Source organism: Mycolicibacterium flavescens, assembly GCF_001722335.1.
In the GTDB taxonomy this organism is placed as follows: Bacteria; Actinomycetota; Actinomycetes; order Mycobacteriales; family Mycobacteriaceae; genus Mycobacterium; species Mycobacterium flavescens.
This window is the reverse complement of sequence record NZ_MIHA01000019.1, coordinates 12,799-26,593: the sequence shown is the minus strand read 5'-3', so window position 1 is coordinate 26,593 and position 13,795 is coordinate 12,799. Positions and strand designations below refer to the sequence as shown.

General features: G+C 71.1%; 16 protein-coding genes. 6 read left to right on the top strand and 10 right to left on the bottom strand.

Features of this window, described 5'->3' with window-relative positions; translation table 11 throughout:
• Positions 1-133 precede the first annotated feature (133 nt).
• Positions 134-1,489: a hypothetical protein gene (locus BHQ18_RS22095; RefSeq protein WP_069415794.1), complete on the top strand. Its 1,356-nt coding sequence runs from the start codon at positions 134-136 to the stop codon at positions 1,487-1,489.
• A gap of 9 nt (positions 1,490-1,498) precedes the next feature.
• Here the strand turns inward: BHQ18_RS22095 and BHQ18_RS22090 are convergent, their stop codons facing one another.
• From BHQ18_RS22090 to BHQ18_RS22080, 3 genes are read right to left on the bottom strand one after another with little or no spacing between them, the layout of a single operon-like run.
• Complete coding sequence (locus tag BHQ18_RS22090) at positions 1,499-2,128, bottom strand: methyltransferase domain-containing protein (protein WP_069415872.1); 630 nt, start codon at positions 2,126-2,128, stop codon at positions 1,499-1,501.
• Positions 2,128-2,784 (bottom strand): TIGR04282 family arsenosugar biosynthesis glycosyltransferase, encoded by a 657-nt coding sequence (locus BHQ18_RS22085; RefSeq protein WP_069415793.1) that lies wholly within the window; start codon positions 2,782-2,784, stop codon positions 2,128-2,130. Before BHQ18_RS22085 ends, BHQ18_RS22090 begins: the two co-directional genes overlap by 1 nt.
• On the bottom strand, positions 2,781-3,437 hold the full coding sequence (locus tag BHQ18_RS22080) for a glycosyltransferase family 2 protein (protein ID WP_069415792.1): 657 nt from the start codon (positions 3,435-3,437) through the stop codon (positions 2,781-2,783). The genes BHQ18_RS22085 and BHQ18_RS22080 overlap by 4 nt, the downstream gene beginning before the upstream one ends.
• Positions 3,438-3,538: 101 nt before the next feature.
• Between BHQ18_RS22080 and BHQ18_RS22075 the strand changes: the two genes are divergently transcribed.
• The 3 genes from BHQ18_RS22075 to BHQ18_RS22065 all read left to right on the top strand — a co-directional run bounded on the left by BHQ18_RS22075 (position 3,539) and on the right by BHQ18_RS22065 (position 5,848).
• Positions 3,539-4,240, top strand: coding sequence for a response regulator transcription factor (locus BHQ18_RS22075; RefSeq protein ID WP_069415791.1), 702 nt, complete (start codon positions 3,539-3,541; stop codon positions 4,238-4,240).
• Positions 4,240-5,262 (top strand): sensor histidine kinase, encoded by a 1,023-nt coding sequence (locus tag BHQ18_RS22070; RefSeq protein WP_069415790.1) that lies wholly within the window; start codon positions 4,240-4,242, stop codon positions 5,260-5,262. Before BHQ18_RS22075 ends, BHQ18_RS22070 begins: the two co-directional genes overlap by 1 nt.
• Positions 5,263-5,395: 133 nt before the next feature.
• Positions 5,396-5,848 carry a nitroreductase family deazaflavin-dependent oxidoreductase gene (locus BHQ18_RS22065; RefSeq protein ID WP_069415789.1) on the top strand — a complete coding sequence of 151 codons (453 nt, stop codon included), beginning with the start codon at positions 5,396-5,398 and terminating at the stop codon, positions 5,846-5,848.
• Between the two features lie 53 nt (positions 5,849-5,901).
• Here BHQ18_RS22065 and BHQ18_RS22060 read toward each other — a convergent pair whose 3' ends face one another.
• The 5 genes from BHQ18_RS22060 to BHQ18_RS22040 are packed head-to-tail and all read right to left on the bottom strand — an operon-like array spanning position 5,902 to position 9,868.
• Positions 5,902-7,029, bottom strand: coding sequence for an NAD(P)H-dependent flavin oxidoreductase (locus BHQ18_RS22060; RefSeq protein ID WP_069415788.1), 1,128 nt, complete (start codon positions 7,027-7,029; stop codon positions 5,902-5,904).
• 10 nt (positions 7,030-7,039) lie between these two features.
• Positions 7,040-7,849 (bottom strand): alpha/beta hydrolase, encoded by an 810-nt coding sequence (locus BHQ18_RS22055; RefSeq protein WP_069415787.1) that lies wholly within the window; start codon positions 7,847-7,849, stop codon positions 7,040-7,042.
• On the bottom strand, positions 7,849-8,880 hold the full coding sequence (locus BHQ18_RS22050) for an NAD-dependent epimerase/dehydratase family protein (RefSeq protein WP_069415786.1): 1,032 nt from the start codon (positions 8,878-8,880) through the stop codon (positions 7,849-7,851). Before BHQ18_RS22050 ends, BHQ18_RS22055 begins: the two co-directional genes overlap by 1 nt.
• A complete protein-coding gene (locus BHQ18_RS22045; protein WP_069415785.1) occupies positions 8,877-9,653 on the bottom strand; it encodes an S-methyl-5'-thioadenosine phosphorylase in 777 nt (258 codons plus the stop codon). The genes BHQ18_RS22050 and BHQ18_RS22045 overlap by 4 nt, the downstream gene beginning before the upstream one ends.
• On the bottom strand, positions 9,650-9,868 hold the full coding sequence (locus BHQ18_RS22040) for a hypothetical protein (RefSeq protein ID WP_069415784.1): 219 nt from the start codon (positions 9,866-9,868) through the stop codon (positions 9,650-9,652). The genes BHQ18_RS22045 and BHQ18_RS22040 overlap by 4 nt, the downstream gene beginning before the upstream one ends.
• Before the next feature lie 68 nt (positions 9,869-9,936).
• On the opposite strand from BHQ18_RS22040, the gene BHQ18_RS22035 reads away from it, so the two are divergent.
• Positions 9,937-10,809 (top strand): 1,4-dihydroxy-2-naphthoate polyprenyltransferase, encoded by an 873-nt coding sequence (locus tag BHQ18_RS22035; protein WP_069415783.1) that lies wholly within the window; start codon positions 9,937-9,939, stop codon positions 10,807-10,809.
• A 41-nt stretch (positions 10,810-10,850) separates the two neighbouring features.
• Here the strand turns inward: BHQ18_RS22035 and BHQ18_RS22030 are convergent, their stop codons facing one another.
• Together BHQ18_RS22030 and BHQ18_RS22025 are read right to left on the bottom strand one after the other, a co-directional pair.
• Positions 10,851-11,951: a DUF1214 domain-containing protein gene (locus BHQ18_RS22030; RefSeq protein WP_069415782.1), complete on the bottom strand. Its 1,101-nt coding sequence runs from the start codon at positions 11,949-11,951 to the stop codon at positions 10,851-10,853.
• Positions 11,948-12,523, bottom strand: a complete 576-nt coding sequence (locus BHQ18_RS22025) for a TetR/AcrR family transcriptional regulator (protein WP_069415781.1) — start codon at positions 12,521-12,523, stop codon at positions 11,948-11,950. Before BHQ18_RS22025 ends, BHQ18_RS22030 begins: the two co-directional genes overlap by 4 nt.
• A 105-nt stretch (positions 12,524-12,628) precedes the next feature.
• Here BHQ18_RS22025 and BHQ18_RS22020 point away from each other — a divergent pair, with 105 nt between their 5' ends.
• Complete coding sequence (locus BHQ18_RS22020; RefSeq protein ID WP_084294268.1) at positions 12,629-13,795, top strand: sulfotransferase family protein; 1,167 nt, start codon at positions 12,629-12,631, stop codon at positions 13,793-13,795.

Sequence of the window (13,795 nt, the reverse complement as noted above, 5' to 3'; positions counted from 1 at the left end):
CCCCGCGTCGGCGTAGCGGCCTCGGTCGCCGCGTAGATCAGCTGCGCTTCGGCGCCGTGCCGGCGAACCCGGGGTGACCGGGACCACTCATCGGAGGTCACCCTGCGTGCGGAGCCGCGCATATGGTGACGACATGGCAACCAGACGCAAGGAGATCGTGGCGGTCGCCGTCGGCGTGCTCCTGGTCGTCGCGGCGTTCGTCGTGCCGCACCTGGGGTTGGGCGTCGTCACACCGCTGATCAACGCCACGCCCGAACGGTTCCGCGCATTCGCCGACACCGCGCCGATCTTCGGATGGTGGGACGCCCACGTCGGGTGGGGCACCATCCCGGCCATCGTCATCGGCGCCGCGGTGGTGCTGTGGGGGCCGACCGTCGCACAGCGGCTGCCGTGGCGCGCGGTGCCGTGGGTGACGTGGGCGACCGCGTGCGCCTGGGCGTTCTCGCTGGCGATGATCGACGGTTGGCAGCGCGGTTTCGCGGGCCGGTTGAGCGCGCGCCACGAATACCTGCGGCAGGTCCCGACGGTCACCGACATCCCGCACGCGCTGCGCACATTCTCCGACAGAATCCTTGACTACCAACCGGATTCGTGGATCACCCACGTCTCCGGGCATCCGCCGGGCGCGCTGCTGACGTTCGTGTGGCTGGACCGCATCGGGCTCGGCGGCGGCGCGTGGGCCGCGCTGCTGGTGCTGTTCGTCGGGTCGAGCGCGGCGGCCGCCATCGTGGTGGCGGTGCGGGCGTTGACCGAGGAGTCGACCGCCCGCAAGGCGGCCCCGTTCGTCGCGGCCGCGCCGACGGCGATCTGGATCGCGGTGTCCGCCGACGGCTACTTCGCGGGCGTGGTGGCGTGGGGGATCGCGCTGCTGGCGCTCGCGGTGGGCCGCAGGACGCGGTGGCCGGTGCTCGCGTCCGCCGGCGCGGGCCTGCTGCTGGGCTGGGGGTTGTTCCTCAACTACGGGCTGGGGCTGATGGTGCTGCCGGCGCTGGCGGTGCTGATGTGCGCACCGGACCTGCGCGGCGCGGTCCGCACCGCGGCGCCCGCGATCGTCGTCGTGCTGGCCATGGTGGGACTGTTCGCGCTGCTGGGCTTCTGGTGGTTCGACGGTTATCACCTGGTGCAGGAACGCTATTGGCAGGGCATCGCCAACGACCGGCCGTTCCAGTACTGGGGCTGGGCGAATTTCGCGTCGGTGGTGTGTGCGATCGGGCTGGGCAGCGTCGCCGGGATCGGCCGGGCGTTCGACATCGCCGCGATCCGGCTGCGGCCGGGCCTGCACATGCTGCTGCTCGGCGCGCTGCTCGCGATCCTGTTCGCCGACCTGTCGATGCTGAGCAAGGCCGAAACCGAACGCATCTGGTTGCCGTTCACGATCTGGCTGACCGCGGCCGGGGCGTTGCTTCCGCCGCGGTCGCACCGGTGGTGGCTGGGCGCCAACGTCGTCGGGGCCCTGCTGCTCAACCACTTCATCCTGACGAACTGGTGACCGGTGGCACTAGGCGGCCGTGAGGCTCGCCACCACCCGGTCGCCGACGGGGTGGATCCGCGTGAGGTCCAGTCCGGCGGCCGCGGCGATGTCGGCGGCGCAGTCGATTCCGACCGACGCCCACCGGAACCACGGGCCGACGGTTGCCGGTGACTCCAGCCGCACCCAGCGGGTCCGGATGCCGTGCCCGCGCGACTCGAACTCGGCCACGCAGCGGCCGCCGCGCCGCAGCAACTCGGCGGCCCGGCGCAGAACGCGCAGCGGGTCCCCGCCCAGGCCGACGTTCCCGTCGGCCAGCAGCACCGTCTGCCACCGCCCCGTCGCGGGCAGGTCCCCGAACACGTCGCGGTGCAGCACCGGCGCCCCGTCCCGGCGCGCCAACGCCACCGCCGCGGCCGACTGGTCGACACCGAGCGCGGGTATCCCGCGCCGGATCAGTGCGCTGACCAATCGCCCTGGCCCGCAACCGAGATCGATGGTCGGGCCGTCGCAGAGCGCGATGACCGCCCGGTCGAACCGGCCGTCGGCGTGCTCACCTCCGAGCCAGCGGCGCACCGGCAGGTGGCGCACCGCGCCGTCGTCGTGGCGGATCCAACAGCTTTCGCCGTCGAGCGCGCGGTCGTAGAGATGGCCGTGCATCAGGTCCGCACCGTCTCGGTGGCGCGGGCGAACCGGCTGTCCGGTGCGCACATCCGGCGCACGGCAGCGATGTCGCCGATGGTGTCGACGTCGGCGAGTTCAGGCAGCGGGAGAACAGTGGCTCCGTTGTCCTGCAGCGCTTTCCGGGTCAGCGCGCCGGTGTCCGACCGCGACATCGGCACGCCGCGCAGGCAGTCGGCCAGCTCCGGGCGGGCGACGCCGAGGATCCACCATCCGCCGTCGGCGGCGAGACCGAGCACCGCGTCGGCGTCCATCAGCGTCCGCGCACAGCCGGCCAGCAGCTCGGCGCCGACCTGAGGAGTGTCCATCCCGATCTGCAGCACCGGTATTCCGGTGAACGCGTCGGCGTGCGCGTGGGCCAACCGGGCAGCGAAATCGTCGCCGCGCTGGGCGACGACGGTGAACGCGGTGAGCCGTTCGCGCAGTTCGTCGGCCCGGCACGCCCGGTTCAGGTCGCCGGTCAGCGCGACCACCCGGTGCTGCACCGGCGCGGCGGCCACCGCGTCGAGCGTGTCGAGCAGCGCGGCCGCGGCGATGTCGGCGGCGGCGCGCTCACCGACCGACACGGCAAGCCGGGTCTTGGCCAGTCCCGGCACCGGCGCCTTGGCCACCACCAACGCCGTCACCGCGATCACGAGATCACCCGCCAGAAGTCCAGTGCCGCGGTGAGGCTGCCCCGCACCGATCCGCTGATCTTGGAGCGGCCTCCGGTGCGGGGGCCGTAGTCCACGTCGCATTCGGCGACCCGCCAGCCCGCGGCGGCCGCGCGGACCAGTAGTTCCAGCGGGTACCCGGAGCGACGGTCGGTCACGCCGAGCGCCAGCAAGCCGTCGCGGCGGGCGACGCGCATCGGCGCGATGTCGTGCACCGCCAGGCCGTGCCGGCTGCGCAGTCGCCAGCACACCGCGGCGGTGCCGAGCCGGGCGTGCCACGGCCACCGCACCCCGCGGGCCGGGCGGCGCCGCCCGATCGCCATGTCGGCGCCGCGGTCGAGTTCGCCGACGAGTCGCGGCAGGTCACCGGGATCCAGTGAGCCGTCGGCGTCGAGCACCGCGACGAGGTCCGTCGTCGTCGCCACCACCCCGGCGTGCACCGCGGCGCCGTAACCCGGGCGCTTCTCGGTGACCACCGCGGCGCCGTGCCGCCGCGCCACCTGCGCGGTCGCGTCGGTGCTGTTGTTGTCGACCACCAGCGGCAGGTATCCGGGCGGCATCGCCGCGAGCACCCCGGGCAGCGAGTCCTCCTCGTTCAGACACGGCAGCACCACGGTCACCGGACTGTCGGACATGGAGCCGAGGCTAGTCACCGCCGCAGCGCCCCTGCCAGGGCAACGATGACGAATCCGTGACATCGGCGCAGGTAGCGGCGGCCCGCGGCTACCGTGGAGGGGTGACGCGGGTTCTGATCGCCGACGACGACGCCGTCGTGCGCGATGTGGTGCGTCGATACCTCGAACGCGACGGGCTCGATGTGGCGATCGCCAACGACGGCACCGAGGCGCTGCGGCTGCTCGGTTCGCAGCGCATCGACGTCGCGGTGCTCGACGTGATGATGCCCGGCCCGGACGGCCTGACGCTGTGCCGCACGCTGCGCAGGCGCGGCGGCTACGCGGTGCCGGTGATCCTGTTGACCGCGCTCGGCGAGGAGGACGACCGGATCGCGGGCCTGGAGGCCGGTGCCGACGACTACCTGACCAAACCGTTCAGCCCCCGCGAACTCGCTCTGCGGGTGCGTTCGGTGCTGCGGCGCGCCCCGGCGCCCGTGGGCCGGCCCGGCGTGGAGATCACCGTCGGCGAGCTGACCGTGTCGGCGGCGTCGCGCACGGTGACCATCCAGGGTGCGCCGGTGTCGCTGACCAACCGCGAGTTCGATTTGCTGCTGTTCTTCCTCACCCACACCGACACCGTGTTCACCCGCGAGGAACTGCTCAAGCGGGTATGGCAGTGGGACTTCGGGGACCTGTCCACCGTCACCGTGCACGTCAAACGGTTGCGTTCCAAACTCGGTGCGCACCACCGGGTTCAGACAGTGTGGGGCCGCGGCTATCTGTGGCGCGGGGAGGAACGCCCAGCGGACGAGCAGAGCGCGTAGTGCCCGCCCACCTGTGGGAGATCGTCGGGCTGGCGCTGGCGTGCTCGGTACCGGTGGTGCTCGCGGGGGCGCTGGTGATCCGGCTGGCGCGCTCGTGGTCGCTGGCGGTCAGCATGGTCGCGCTGGTGCTGATCCCGGTGCTGGCGACGTTCAGCGGCGTGCTGGGCGCCAGCCGCTTCATGATCACCGAGACGTTCGAGCAGACCGCGATCGTGTTGGTGATCGTGTCGGTCGTGACGATCCCCGCCGCGGTGATGCTGGCCCGCTACCAGGCCCGGCGCACGGTGTGGGAGCAGGAGATCCGCGAATCCGAACGCGCGGCCGAACACTCGCGGCGCCAGCTCGTGGCGTTCGTCAGCCACGACCTGCGCACGCCGCTGGCCGGAATCCGCGCGGTGTCCGAGGCCATCGCCGACGGCGTGGTACCCGACGCCGAGGTCCGCGTGCACGCGAAAACCATTGAGCAGGAGTCGGTCCGGCTGTCCGAGATGGTCGACGACCTGTTCGAGATGTCGAAGATCAACGCGGGTGCGGTACAGCCGGTGTTCGACTCGGTGGCGCTCGACGAGGTGGTCGACGACGTGCTGACCGCGCACCGCATCACCGCCGAACGCGCACGCGTGACGCTGACCGCCCAGTTGCCCGACGCGCCGGTGCGGGTGCTGGGCAGCGACCGCGCGCTGGTGCGGGTGCTGTCGAACCTGGTGGCCAACGCGATCGCCCACACACCGGAGGGCGGCCGGGTCTCGCTGTCGCTGGGCGCCGACGAGAACGGCGCGTGGGCGCGCGTCGACGACACCGGTGTCGGCATCGACGAGGGGGACCTGCCGCGGGTGTTCGACGTCGCCTACCGCGGATCCAACGACCGGGTGCCGCGCGCGGACTCGTCGCTGCCCAGCGGGTCGGGTCTGGGCCTGGCGATCGCCGCGGGCCTGGTGCAGGCGCATCACGGCACGCTGTCGGCGCGCAACCTGGGCACCGGCGCGCGGTTCGAGGTGCGGTTGCCGCTCGCGGCCGACTGACGGGCTGCTTGGCGCCATTCCCGGTCGCTGACCAGGCAATTTCACAACCACGAGTTCTCGTCGACGCCGTCAGCTTGTTCTTGAGTGATCACTCAAGTAACGTCGTTGACCTCACCCCACGGAGGAGGTTGCGATGGCAACGAAGACGGCGGACAAGGCGCTGCGCAAGTTCAAACTGGAGCGACAACTGGGACGGATGGTGATGAATCCCGTCGTTGCCGCGTTGGAGCGGATCGGGGTGCGGTCCTCACTCGTCGTCGATCTGGAGACCATCGGCCGCCGCAGCGGTGAACCCCGGCGGGTGCCACTCGCGGGTCGCGCCGACGACACCGGCGTGTGGGTGATCTCGCAGCACGGCATGCGCGCGGGGTGGGCCCACAACATCGCCGCCAACCCCGCGGTGCGGGTGCGTATCGGCGACGAATGGCGCACCGGCACCGCGACATTCGAACCCGACGACGACGTGCGGGCCCGGGCGCGCAGCTTCGGCGGCGCCGGCCGGTTCGGCCGCTCGGCGACCGCGCTCACGATGCGCGCGATGGAAAGCGACCCGATCTCGGTGCGGATCACCTTTACCGACCGGTGATTTCGGTGCGCTACCAGTCGGTGAGCGACCAGTAGGGCACCGAAATCGCAGGTTCAGTCCGGCAGGGAGTTGCTCAGCCGTTCGGTCGCTGCGACGTAGTCCTCGATGAACTCGCGCACCACCTCGCGCGCCGGTTTGACCTTGTTCATCAGCCCGACACCCTGGCCGACGAAGTAGGTCGCGAGCGCCTGCGCGCCCTCATGCCCTTGGGCGGCGAGCACGTCGATGCGACGCACGATCGGCTCGGCCAGCATCGACTGCAACGGCAGCGGCAGCGGCTTGTGCCCGCCGGGGTTCGGCGCCCACGCATTCGTCCAGTCCGAAACCAGCTGCCGCGCAGGCTTTCCGGTGCGACCCGCTGAGCGCACAGTGTCGCGGGAGGACGCGGCCAGGAACTTCTGCTTGGTGTGCGGCGCGGTCTCGGCCTCCTCGGTGGTCAACCACACCGATCCCGTCCACGCGCCGGCGGCGCCCATCGCCACCGCGGCGGCCATCTGCCTACCCGTCACGATGCCGCCGGCCGCCAGCACCGGGATCGGGCTGCCGATGGCCTCCAGCGCCTCGAGCACCTCCGGCACCAGCACCAGCGTCGTGACCTCACCGCAGTGCCCGCCGGCCTCGGTGCCCTGCGCGACGATCAGGTCGACGCCGGCCTGCACCTGCTTGACGGCGTGCTCCTTGGCGCCGACCAGCGCGGCGACCGGCACACCGTTGCGCTTACCCGCCTCGATCATGTAATCGGGCGGTACGCCAAGCGCATTGGCGATCAGCCGGATCGGATGGCTCATCGCGACCTCGAGCAACTCCTGGCCGGTGTTACCCGACAGCGCGGCGTTGCCGAGCCGCGGCGTGTCGTCGAGCGTGATGTCGTGTGAGGCCAGCAGCTCGGTCACGTAGTCGCGGTACTCGTCGGGGATGCGACCGGCCAGATCCGACGTCGACAGCTTCTCGCCCTTGCCCTCGAACTTGGCGGGCACGATCAGGTCGACGCCGTACGGCTTGCCAGAACAGTGCTCGTCGATCCAGGACAACTCCTGGTCGAGCTGCTCGGGGGTGTACGCGGTGCCGCCGAGCACCCCGAAACCACCCGCGCTGGACACCGCGGCGACCACGTCGCGGCAGTGGCTGAACGCGAACAGGGGGAAGTCGATGCCGAACTGCTCACAAATGGCTGGTTTCACCGCACCAGTATCACCAAGTGAGACCGCTGGCCGACACGAACCCCCGGATCGCGTCGAGCACCTGCGCACCGGCGAGCAACTCGAGGTCGTTGTGGCCGACGCCGGGCACCAGCACATACCGCTTGGGCTCGTCGGCCGCCTCGTAGAGCCGGCGGCTCATCGGCTCGGGCACGATGTCGTCGCGGTCCCCCGCGATCACCAGGAGCGGCACCCGCAGCGAGCCGATCCGGTCGATCGAGGGGTACCGGTCGCGCAGCAGCCACCGGACCGGCAACCACGGGTAGTGCGTCGCGCCGACGTCGGGCAGCGACGTGAACGGCGACCGCAGGATGAGCGCCTGCGGGGGCCGTTCGGTCGCCAACTCGACAGCGACTGCGGCACCGAGGGATTCGCCGAAGTAGCCGATCCGCTCGATGCCGGGCTGCGCGGCCAGCCACGCCTGCGCGGCACGGGCGTCGGCGGCCAGGCCCTCCTCCGACGGACTGCCCGGATTGCCGCCGTAGCCGCGGTAGTCGAACAGCAGCACCGACAGCCCCATCCGGTTCAGCGCCGCCGCGATCGGCACCCGCATCGAGCGGTCACCGCCGTTGCCGGGGCACACCAGCACCGCGGCCTCGGCTCCGGGCACCGCGAAATACCAACCGGCCAGCTCGATTCCGTCGTCGGTGCGGAAGCTCACGTCCTGACCGCCCGGCAGCGCGGTGGCCGCAGGCGGCAGCGGCCCAGGCGCAGGGAAGTAGATCAGCCGTCGCTGCAGCGACCACACCAGTGCCAACCCCACGAGCGCGACGATAACGAGCACGCCCACCGCGCGCCGCATCAGGTGCGCAGCGGCGCGAAAGCGAACTCGCGCAGACCGTCGCGCGGGTCGACGGCCGCCCGGAAGCCCAGCACGTCGGCCGCTCGGGCCGGGTCGGCGACGATGTGGCGGACGTCGCCGCTGCGGTACTGCCCGGTCACGACCGGCGGTGCCTCCCCGCGGGCCTCACACAGCTCGGCGGCGACCTCCATGATCGAGATCGGCCGACCCGAGCAGACGTTGAACGCGGCGAACCCGTCGGGACCCGACTGCACCGCCGCGACGTTGGCCGCGGCGACGTCGTCGACGTGGACGAAGTCGCGCATCTGCCCGCCATCCTCGAAAACCCTTGGCACATCGCCGGACTCGAGTTCAGAGCGGAAGATCGCCGCCACCCCCGAGTACGGTGTGTCGCGCGGCATGTAGGGGCCGTAGACGTTGTGGTAGCGCAGCGCGGTGACCGTGCCGCCCGTCGCCTCCGCCCACGCCAGCGCGTAGTGCTCCTGCGCGGTCTTGCTCGCCGCGTACAGGCTGCGCGGGCGCAGCGGCGCGTCCTCGTCGACGAGTCGCCATTCGACAAGTGAGCCGCACTGCGGACAGCGGTGCTCGAAGACCCCGGCGTCCAGATCGGCGCGGGTCCGCGGCGCGGGTTCGACGGGCCCGTGCTCGGGGCAGTCGTAGCGGCCCTGCCCGTAGACCACCATCGACGACGCCAGCACCAGTCGCCCGACACCGGCGGCGAACATCTCGGCCAGCAGCACCGTCGTCCCGAAGTCGTTGTGCGAGCCGTAGGCCGGGGCGTCGGCGGCGTTGACCCCCGCCCCGACCATCGCGGCCTGATGGCACACCGCGTCAACGCCGTCGAGCAGCGGGGCCAGCGCCGAGGCGTCGCGGATGTCGAGCGTCCGGCAGTCAGAGGGCACCTGCGCGCCGGGACCGTGCGCGGCGGGCAGCATCGCGTCGACCCCGACGACCTCGTGACCGGCGTCGCGCAACGCGGACCAGACCCGGCCCCCGATGAAGCCCGCGGCACCGGTCAGCAGGATTTTCACGGCAGATCGAACGGCAGCGATACGCCCGTGTGGGCCAGGCAGTGCTCACAGGTCCGCTCGAGCGCGACGCGGTTGATCGCGTCGTGCACGAGTTTGCGGAACGGCACCAGGTTGCGTTCGAACTCGGCGAAGACGTCGACCGCGCGCACCGCGGTTCCGCTGTCGATCCCCGCGTCCACATCGGTCACCAAAGCGATTGCCGCATAGCACATCTCGAGCTCACGGGCGAGCACAGCCTCGGGGTATCCGGTCATGTTGACCAGCGTGAACCCCTGATCGGCGAACCAGCGGCTCTCCGCGCGGGTGGAGAACCGCGGACCCTGCACCACCACCATCGTCGCGCCGTCGACGACGTCGGGCAGACCGGTGACCGCCGCGCGCAGGGTCGGGCAGTACGGGTCGGCGAACCCGACGTGGATGCCGCCGGAGTCGAAGTAGGTGTCGGCGCGGCCGCGGGTGCGGTCGACGAGTTGATCCGGCACGACCGTCGACCCCGGACCGAGGTCGGGGGTCAGGCTGCCGACCGCGCACGGTCCGAAGACGCGGCGCACACCGAGCGCGCGCAGCGCCCACATGTTGGCCCGGTACGGCACGGTGTGCGGGGAGAACTCGTGGTCCACGCCGTGGCGGGGCAGGAAGGCGACCTCGTGCTCACCGACGGTGCCGACGGTGATCGCCGCGCTCGGCGCGCCGTAGGGGGTCTCGACGGTGTGGCTGCGCGCGTCGGCGCCGAAGAAGCTGTAGAAGCCGCTTCCCCCGATGACGCCGATCAACTGCCGGACGGCTCGTCGTCGATGCGTTGCGACGCCCGGCGCACCCCGTCGCGGATCTCGAACGCGTCGGTGGCGAAACCGCCGATCGCGTAGGCGACGTCCTTGACCGCGGTGGTGATGATCGACGCGACTTCCCCGACGGTCGTCACGCCGGACTCGAAAATCTCCTGCACGGCGTCCTTGCGGATCTCCGCCTTGCTGAGTCGGTCCTCCATGCGATCAGTCTGCCACGGTCGGCCGCGGGCACCCGAGCCGATTTCGGCCGCATGCGAGACTGACGCACGTGGCGACATTCGCGCAGTGGCTCGAGGGCGCGCGGCCCCGCACGCTGCCCAACGCGATCGCGCCGGTGCTCGCCGGGACCGGCGCGGCGGCGTGGCTGGGGGCCGCGAGCTGGTGGAAGGCGTTACTGGCGTTGCTCGTCGCGATGGCGATGATCGTCGGGGTCAACTACGCCAACGACTACTCCGACGGCATCCGCGGCACCGACGACGTGCGCGCCGGGCCGCTGCGGCTGGTCGGCTCGAAGGTCGCCTCACCGCGGGCGGTGCTGACCGCGGCGGTGGTCAGCCTGGTGATCGCGGCGGTGGCCGGCCTGGTGCTGGCGGCGCTGAGCGCGCCGTGGCTGATCGCGGTCGGCGCGGTGTGCATCGCCGGCGCGTGGCTCTACACCGGCGGAAAGAAGCCCTACGGCTATCTCGGGCTCGGCGAGATCGCGGTGTTCGTGTTCTTCGGTCTGGTCGCGGTGCTCGGCACGCAGTACACGCAGGCGTTGCGGGTCGACTGGGTGGGCGCGGTGGTCGCGGTGGCGATGGGCTGCATGTCGTCGGCGGTGCTGATGGCCAACAACCTGCGCGACATCCCGACCGACAGGGAGTCCGGCAAGATCACGCTGGCCGTACGCCTGGGCGACGGCCGGACCCGCGGGCTGTTCCAGGTGCTGCTGGCGGTGGCGTTCACGCTGACGGTGGTGCTGATGCTCGCGACGCCGTGGGCGGCGGTCGGCCTGGTGGCGCTGCCGCTGGCGATGCGCGCCGCGGCGCCGGTACGCAAGCGCCTCGGCGGCAAGGACCTGATCCCGGTGCTGCGCGACACCGGGCTGACGATGCTGGTGTGGGCGGTCGCGGTGGCGCTCGCCCTGGCGATTTGTGCGTGAAAACGATCGCTGACCGAACGTGATCACTCACAAATCGCTCGTTAGGTGACGTCGGTCGGGGCGTCGGCGACCTTCACCAGCCGCACCTCCGGGCGGGCGGGCACCGCGTCGGCGAGGAACCACCGGAACGCCAGGTTGCCGCGCGGATAGTCCACCGTGGTGATCGAGTTCGGGTGGGCGGTCAGCCCGCGGGAGATCACCGCGGTCACCGAACCGTCGGAGTTGGGCACCGCGCTGTAGCCGTTGATCGACGTCTTCTCGTCGGTCACCGCGGCCATGAACTGGTTCCACACGACCAGGTTCCAGAACCGGCAGGCCGGTGGCCGGTGGGTGACGACGAGCGCCTCGTCGTCGTCGAGCACGAAGCTGCCGTAGGCGTAGCACGCGTCGCGCGCCGACCACCCGAAGTTCGCGTCGGGCACCTGGTACGGGTCGGCGAATTCGTTTGCGGCCTGGGCAATCTCGTGACCGAGCGTATGAGCGTCGTCGACCCGCACACCGACCGCCAGCGGCAGGATCGCGAACATCGTGCGCAGCCACGCCGCGCTGGCCCGCAGCCCCGCGGCCGTCTCGGCGTCCCCGTGCCGGATCGGGTCGGGCTCGTCGAGCGCCTCGATGTGCCACGACACCGGGCGCCCGGTCTGCGGGTCGGCCTGATAGTCGCGGGTCACCAGCACCACACCGCCGTCGGTCGGCCCGTACTCGAACGAGAAGTTGCCGTCCGAGTCGATGTCGAGGTCGTCGTCGCGCACCAGCGCCACGATCCGGTCCGACCACGCCCCGGGCGACGGCTCGTTGTACGCGGTCACCGAGAAGTAGACGCTGTCGCCCCGGTTTCCGCTGATCCGGTAGCGCCGCTTCGGGTCCACCGGGCACATGAAGTAGTACGCGTCGGTGTTGTCGCCGCCCCACCGCCGGTCGCGGCGCACCGGCGTGTTCAGTTCGATCCACACCGGCCGGCTCGGCTCGGCGAACAGGTAGGTGTCGAACGCCACCCCCAGCGTGGTGGCCAGCATCCGGTACCCGTCAGCGACGTGCCGGTCGTCGGTGACCGCGCGGTCACCGGAGAGGAACGTGCGGTCCAGCCCGCCCAGGGTGTCGAGCAGTTCGCGCCAGGCCGCCGCGGACGCGGATTCGGTCATGCACTGATTCCTCTCGTGATGAGCTCGGCGGTGCGGTCCACCCATTCGTCGTCGAGACCGTCCGCCCGGGTGATCAGGGCCAGGAAGGTCATCCCGGCCACCGCCTCGATGACCTCGCCCGCAGTGACACCGTCGCGCACCTCCCCGCGCTCGGCCGCGGCGGCCAGGCGCTCGGTCAGACCCCGCGACAGCACGTCGGCGAAGCGTTCGAGCAGCGCAGCGTGCAGGGCCGGGTCGGCGGCCATCTCGGCGACCAGCCCGGGCAGCGCAGCGCGCGCGGCCGGGGTGGTGAGCACGCCGACGGTGCGCCGCACCATCTCGCAGACGTCGCCGGCCAGGGTGCCGGTGTCGGGAAGCTCGGTGGCCGCGCTGACCGGGAAGGCCGCCTCGTGCACGACGTGCGCCTTGCCCGACCAGCGACGGTAGATCGCCGGTTTGCTGGTGCCCGCTCGGCGGGCGATCGCGTCGACGGTCAGCTCGGCGTAACCCGTCTCGGTCAGCAACTCGACCGTCGCGCGCAGCACCGCGGCGTCGATGCGCCGGTCCCGAGGTCGCCCGATCTCTGTCGCCATTACGAAACTGACAGTAACATAAAGGCTGTGACGCACACCACACCGGTCGTTCTCGACGACCTCGCCGAACCCCGCTTCCCCGCCGAGGTGGAGCCGATCCGCGCGATGATGGCGGCGCTGGCGCCGGAATGCCCGCTCGACGCCGACGTCCTGCACAACAAGGCCGCCGCCGAGACCGGGCTCGACGACTTCGGCGACGACGACTACCGCGAACGTCTCGACGTGTATCTTGCTGCGCTGCACGAGATCCCGACAATGCACGCCGCAGGCGTCGTCAACTTCCACGCCCAGATCCTGCAGTGGCTCAAGAACCGGCTGCTGTTGACCGACCTGCTTGAGCGGAACCCGCAGATCCACGACATCGAACTGGCCCCGCCGGTGGTCATCGCGGGACTGCCGCGCACCGGCACCACACACCTGCACAACCTGCTGGCGGCGGGCCCGACGTTCCGCACGATTCCCTACTGGGAGAGCAACGAGCCGTTCCCGCTGCCGTCGGAAGCCGGAATCGAACCCGATCCGCGCCGCACCCGGATGGACGCGGCCGTCGAGTTCATGAATGCGCAGATGCCGCACTTCGCGCTGATGCACGAGATGACGACCGACCATGTGCACGAAGAGATCCAGCTGCTGGCCAACGACTTCAGCTCGATGCTGTTCGAGACGCTGGCGCATGTGCCGCGCTGGCGCGACTACTACCTGGCCCACGATCAGACGGCGCACTACCGGCATCTGGCCACCCAGCTGCGGGCGCTGCAGTTCCTGCGTGGCGGGCGGCGCTGGCTGCTCAAGTCACCGCAACACCTCGAACAGCTGCCGGTGCTCAACGCGGTGTTCCCCGGCGTGGTGGTGATCGCCACCCACCGCGATCCGGTGCCGGTGGTGCTGTCGATGCTGGCGATGCTGACCTACAGCGCCCGGATGCATTGCGCGCCGGTGCCGGTCGAGCAGATCGCGGCGTGCTGGGTGGACCGGCTGGAGTTGATGCTCGCCGCGCTGATCCGCGACCGCGACGTCATCCCGGCGGACCGGTCGATCGACGTGCGTTTCGACGAGTTCATGGACGACGAGATCGGCACCGCCGCAGCGATTTACGATCTTACCGGGGAGGACTTCAGCGACGAGGTCCGCGATGCGGTCGGCCGGTACCTGGCCGGGCACCAGCGCGGCCGCCTCGGCCGGGTGGCGACGTCGGCGCAGATGTTCGGCCTCGAGCCGGATGCCCTGCAGGCGAGATTCGAGCCCTACATCAACCGCTTCCTGCCGGACTGA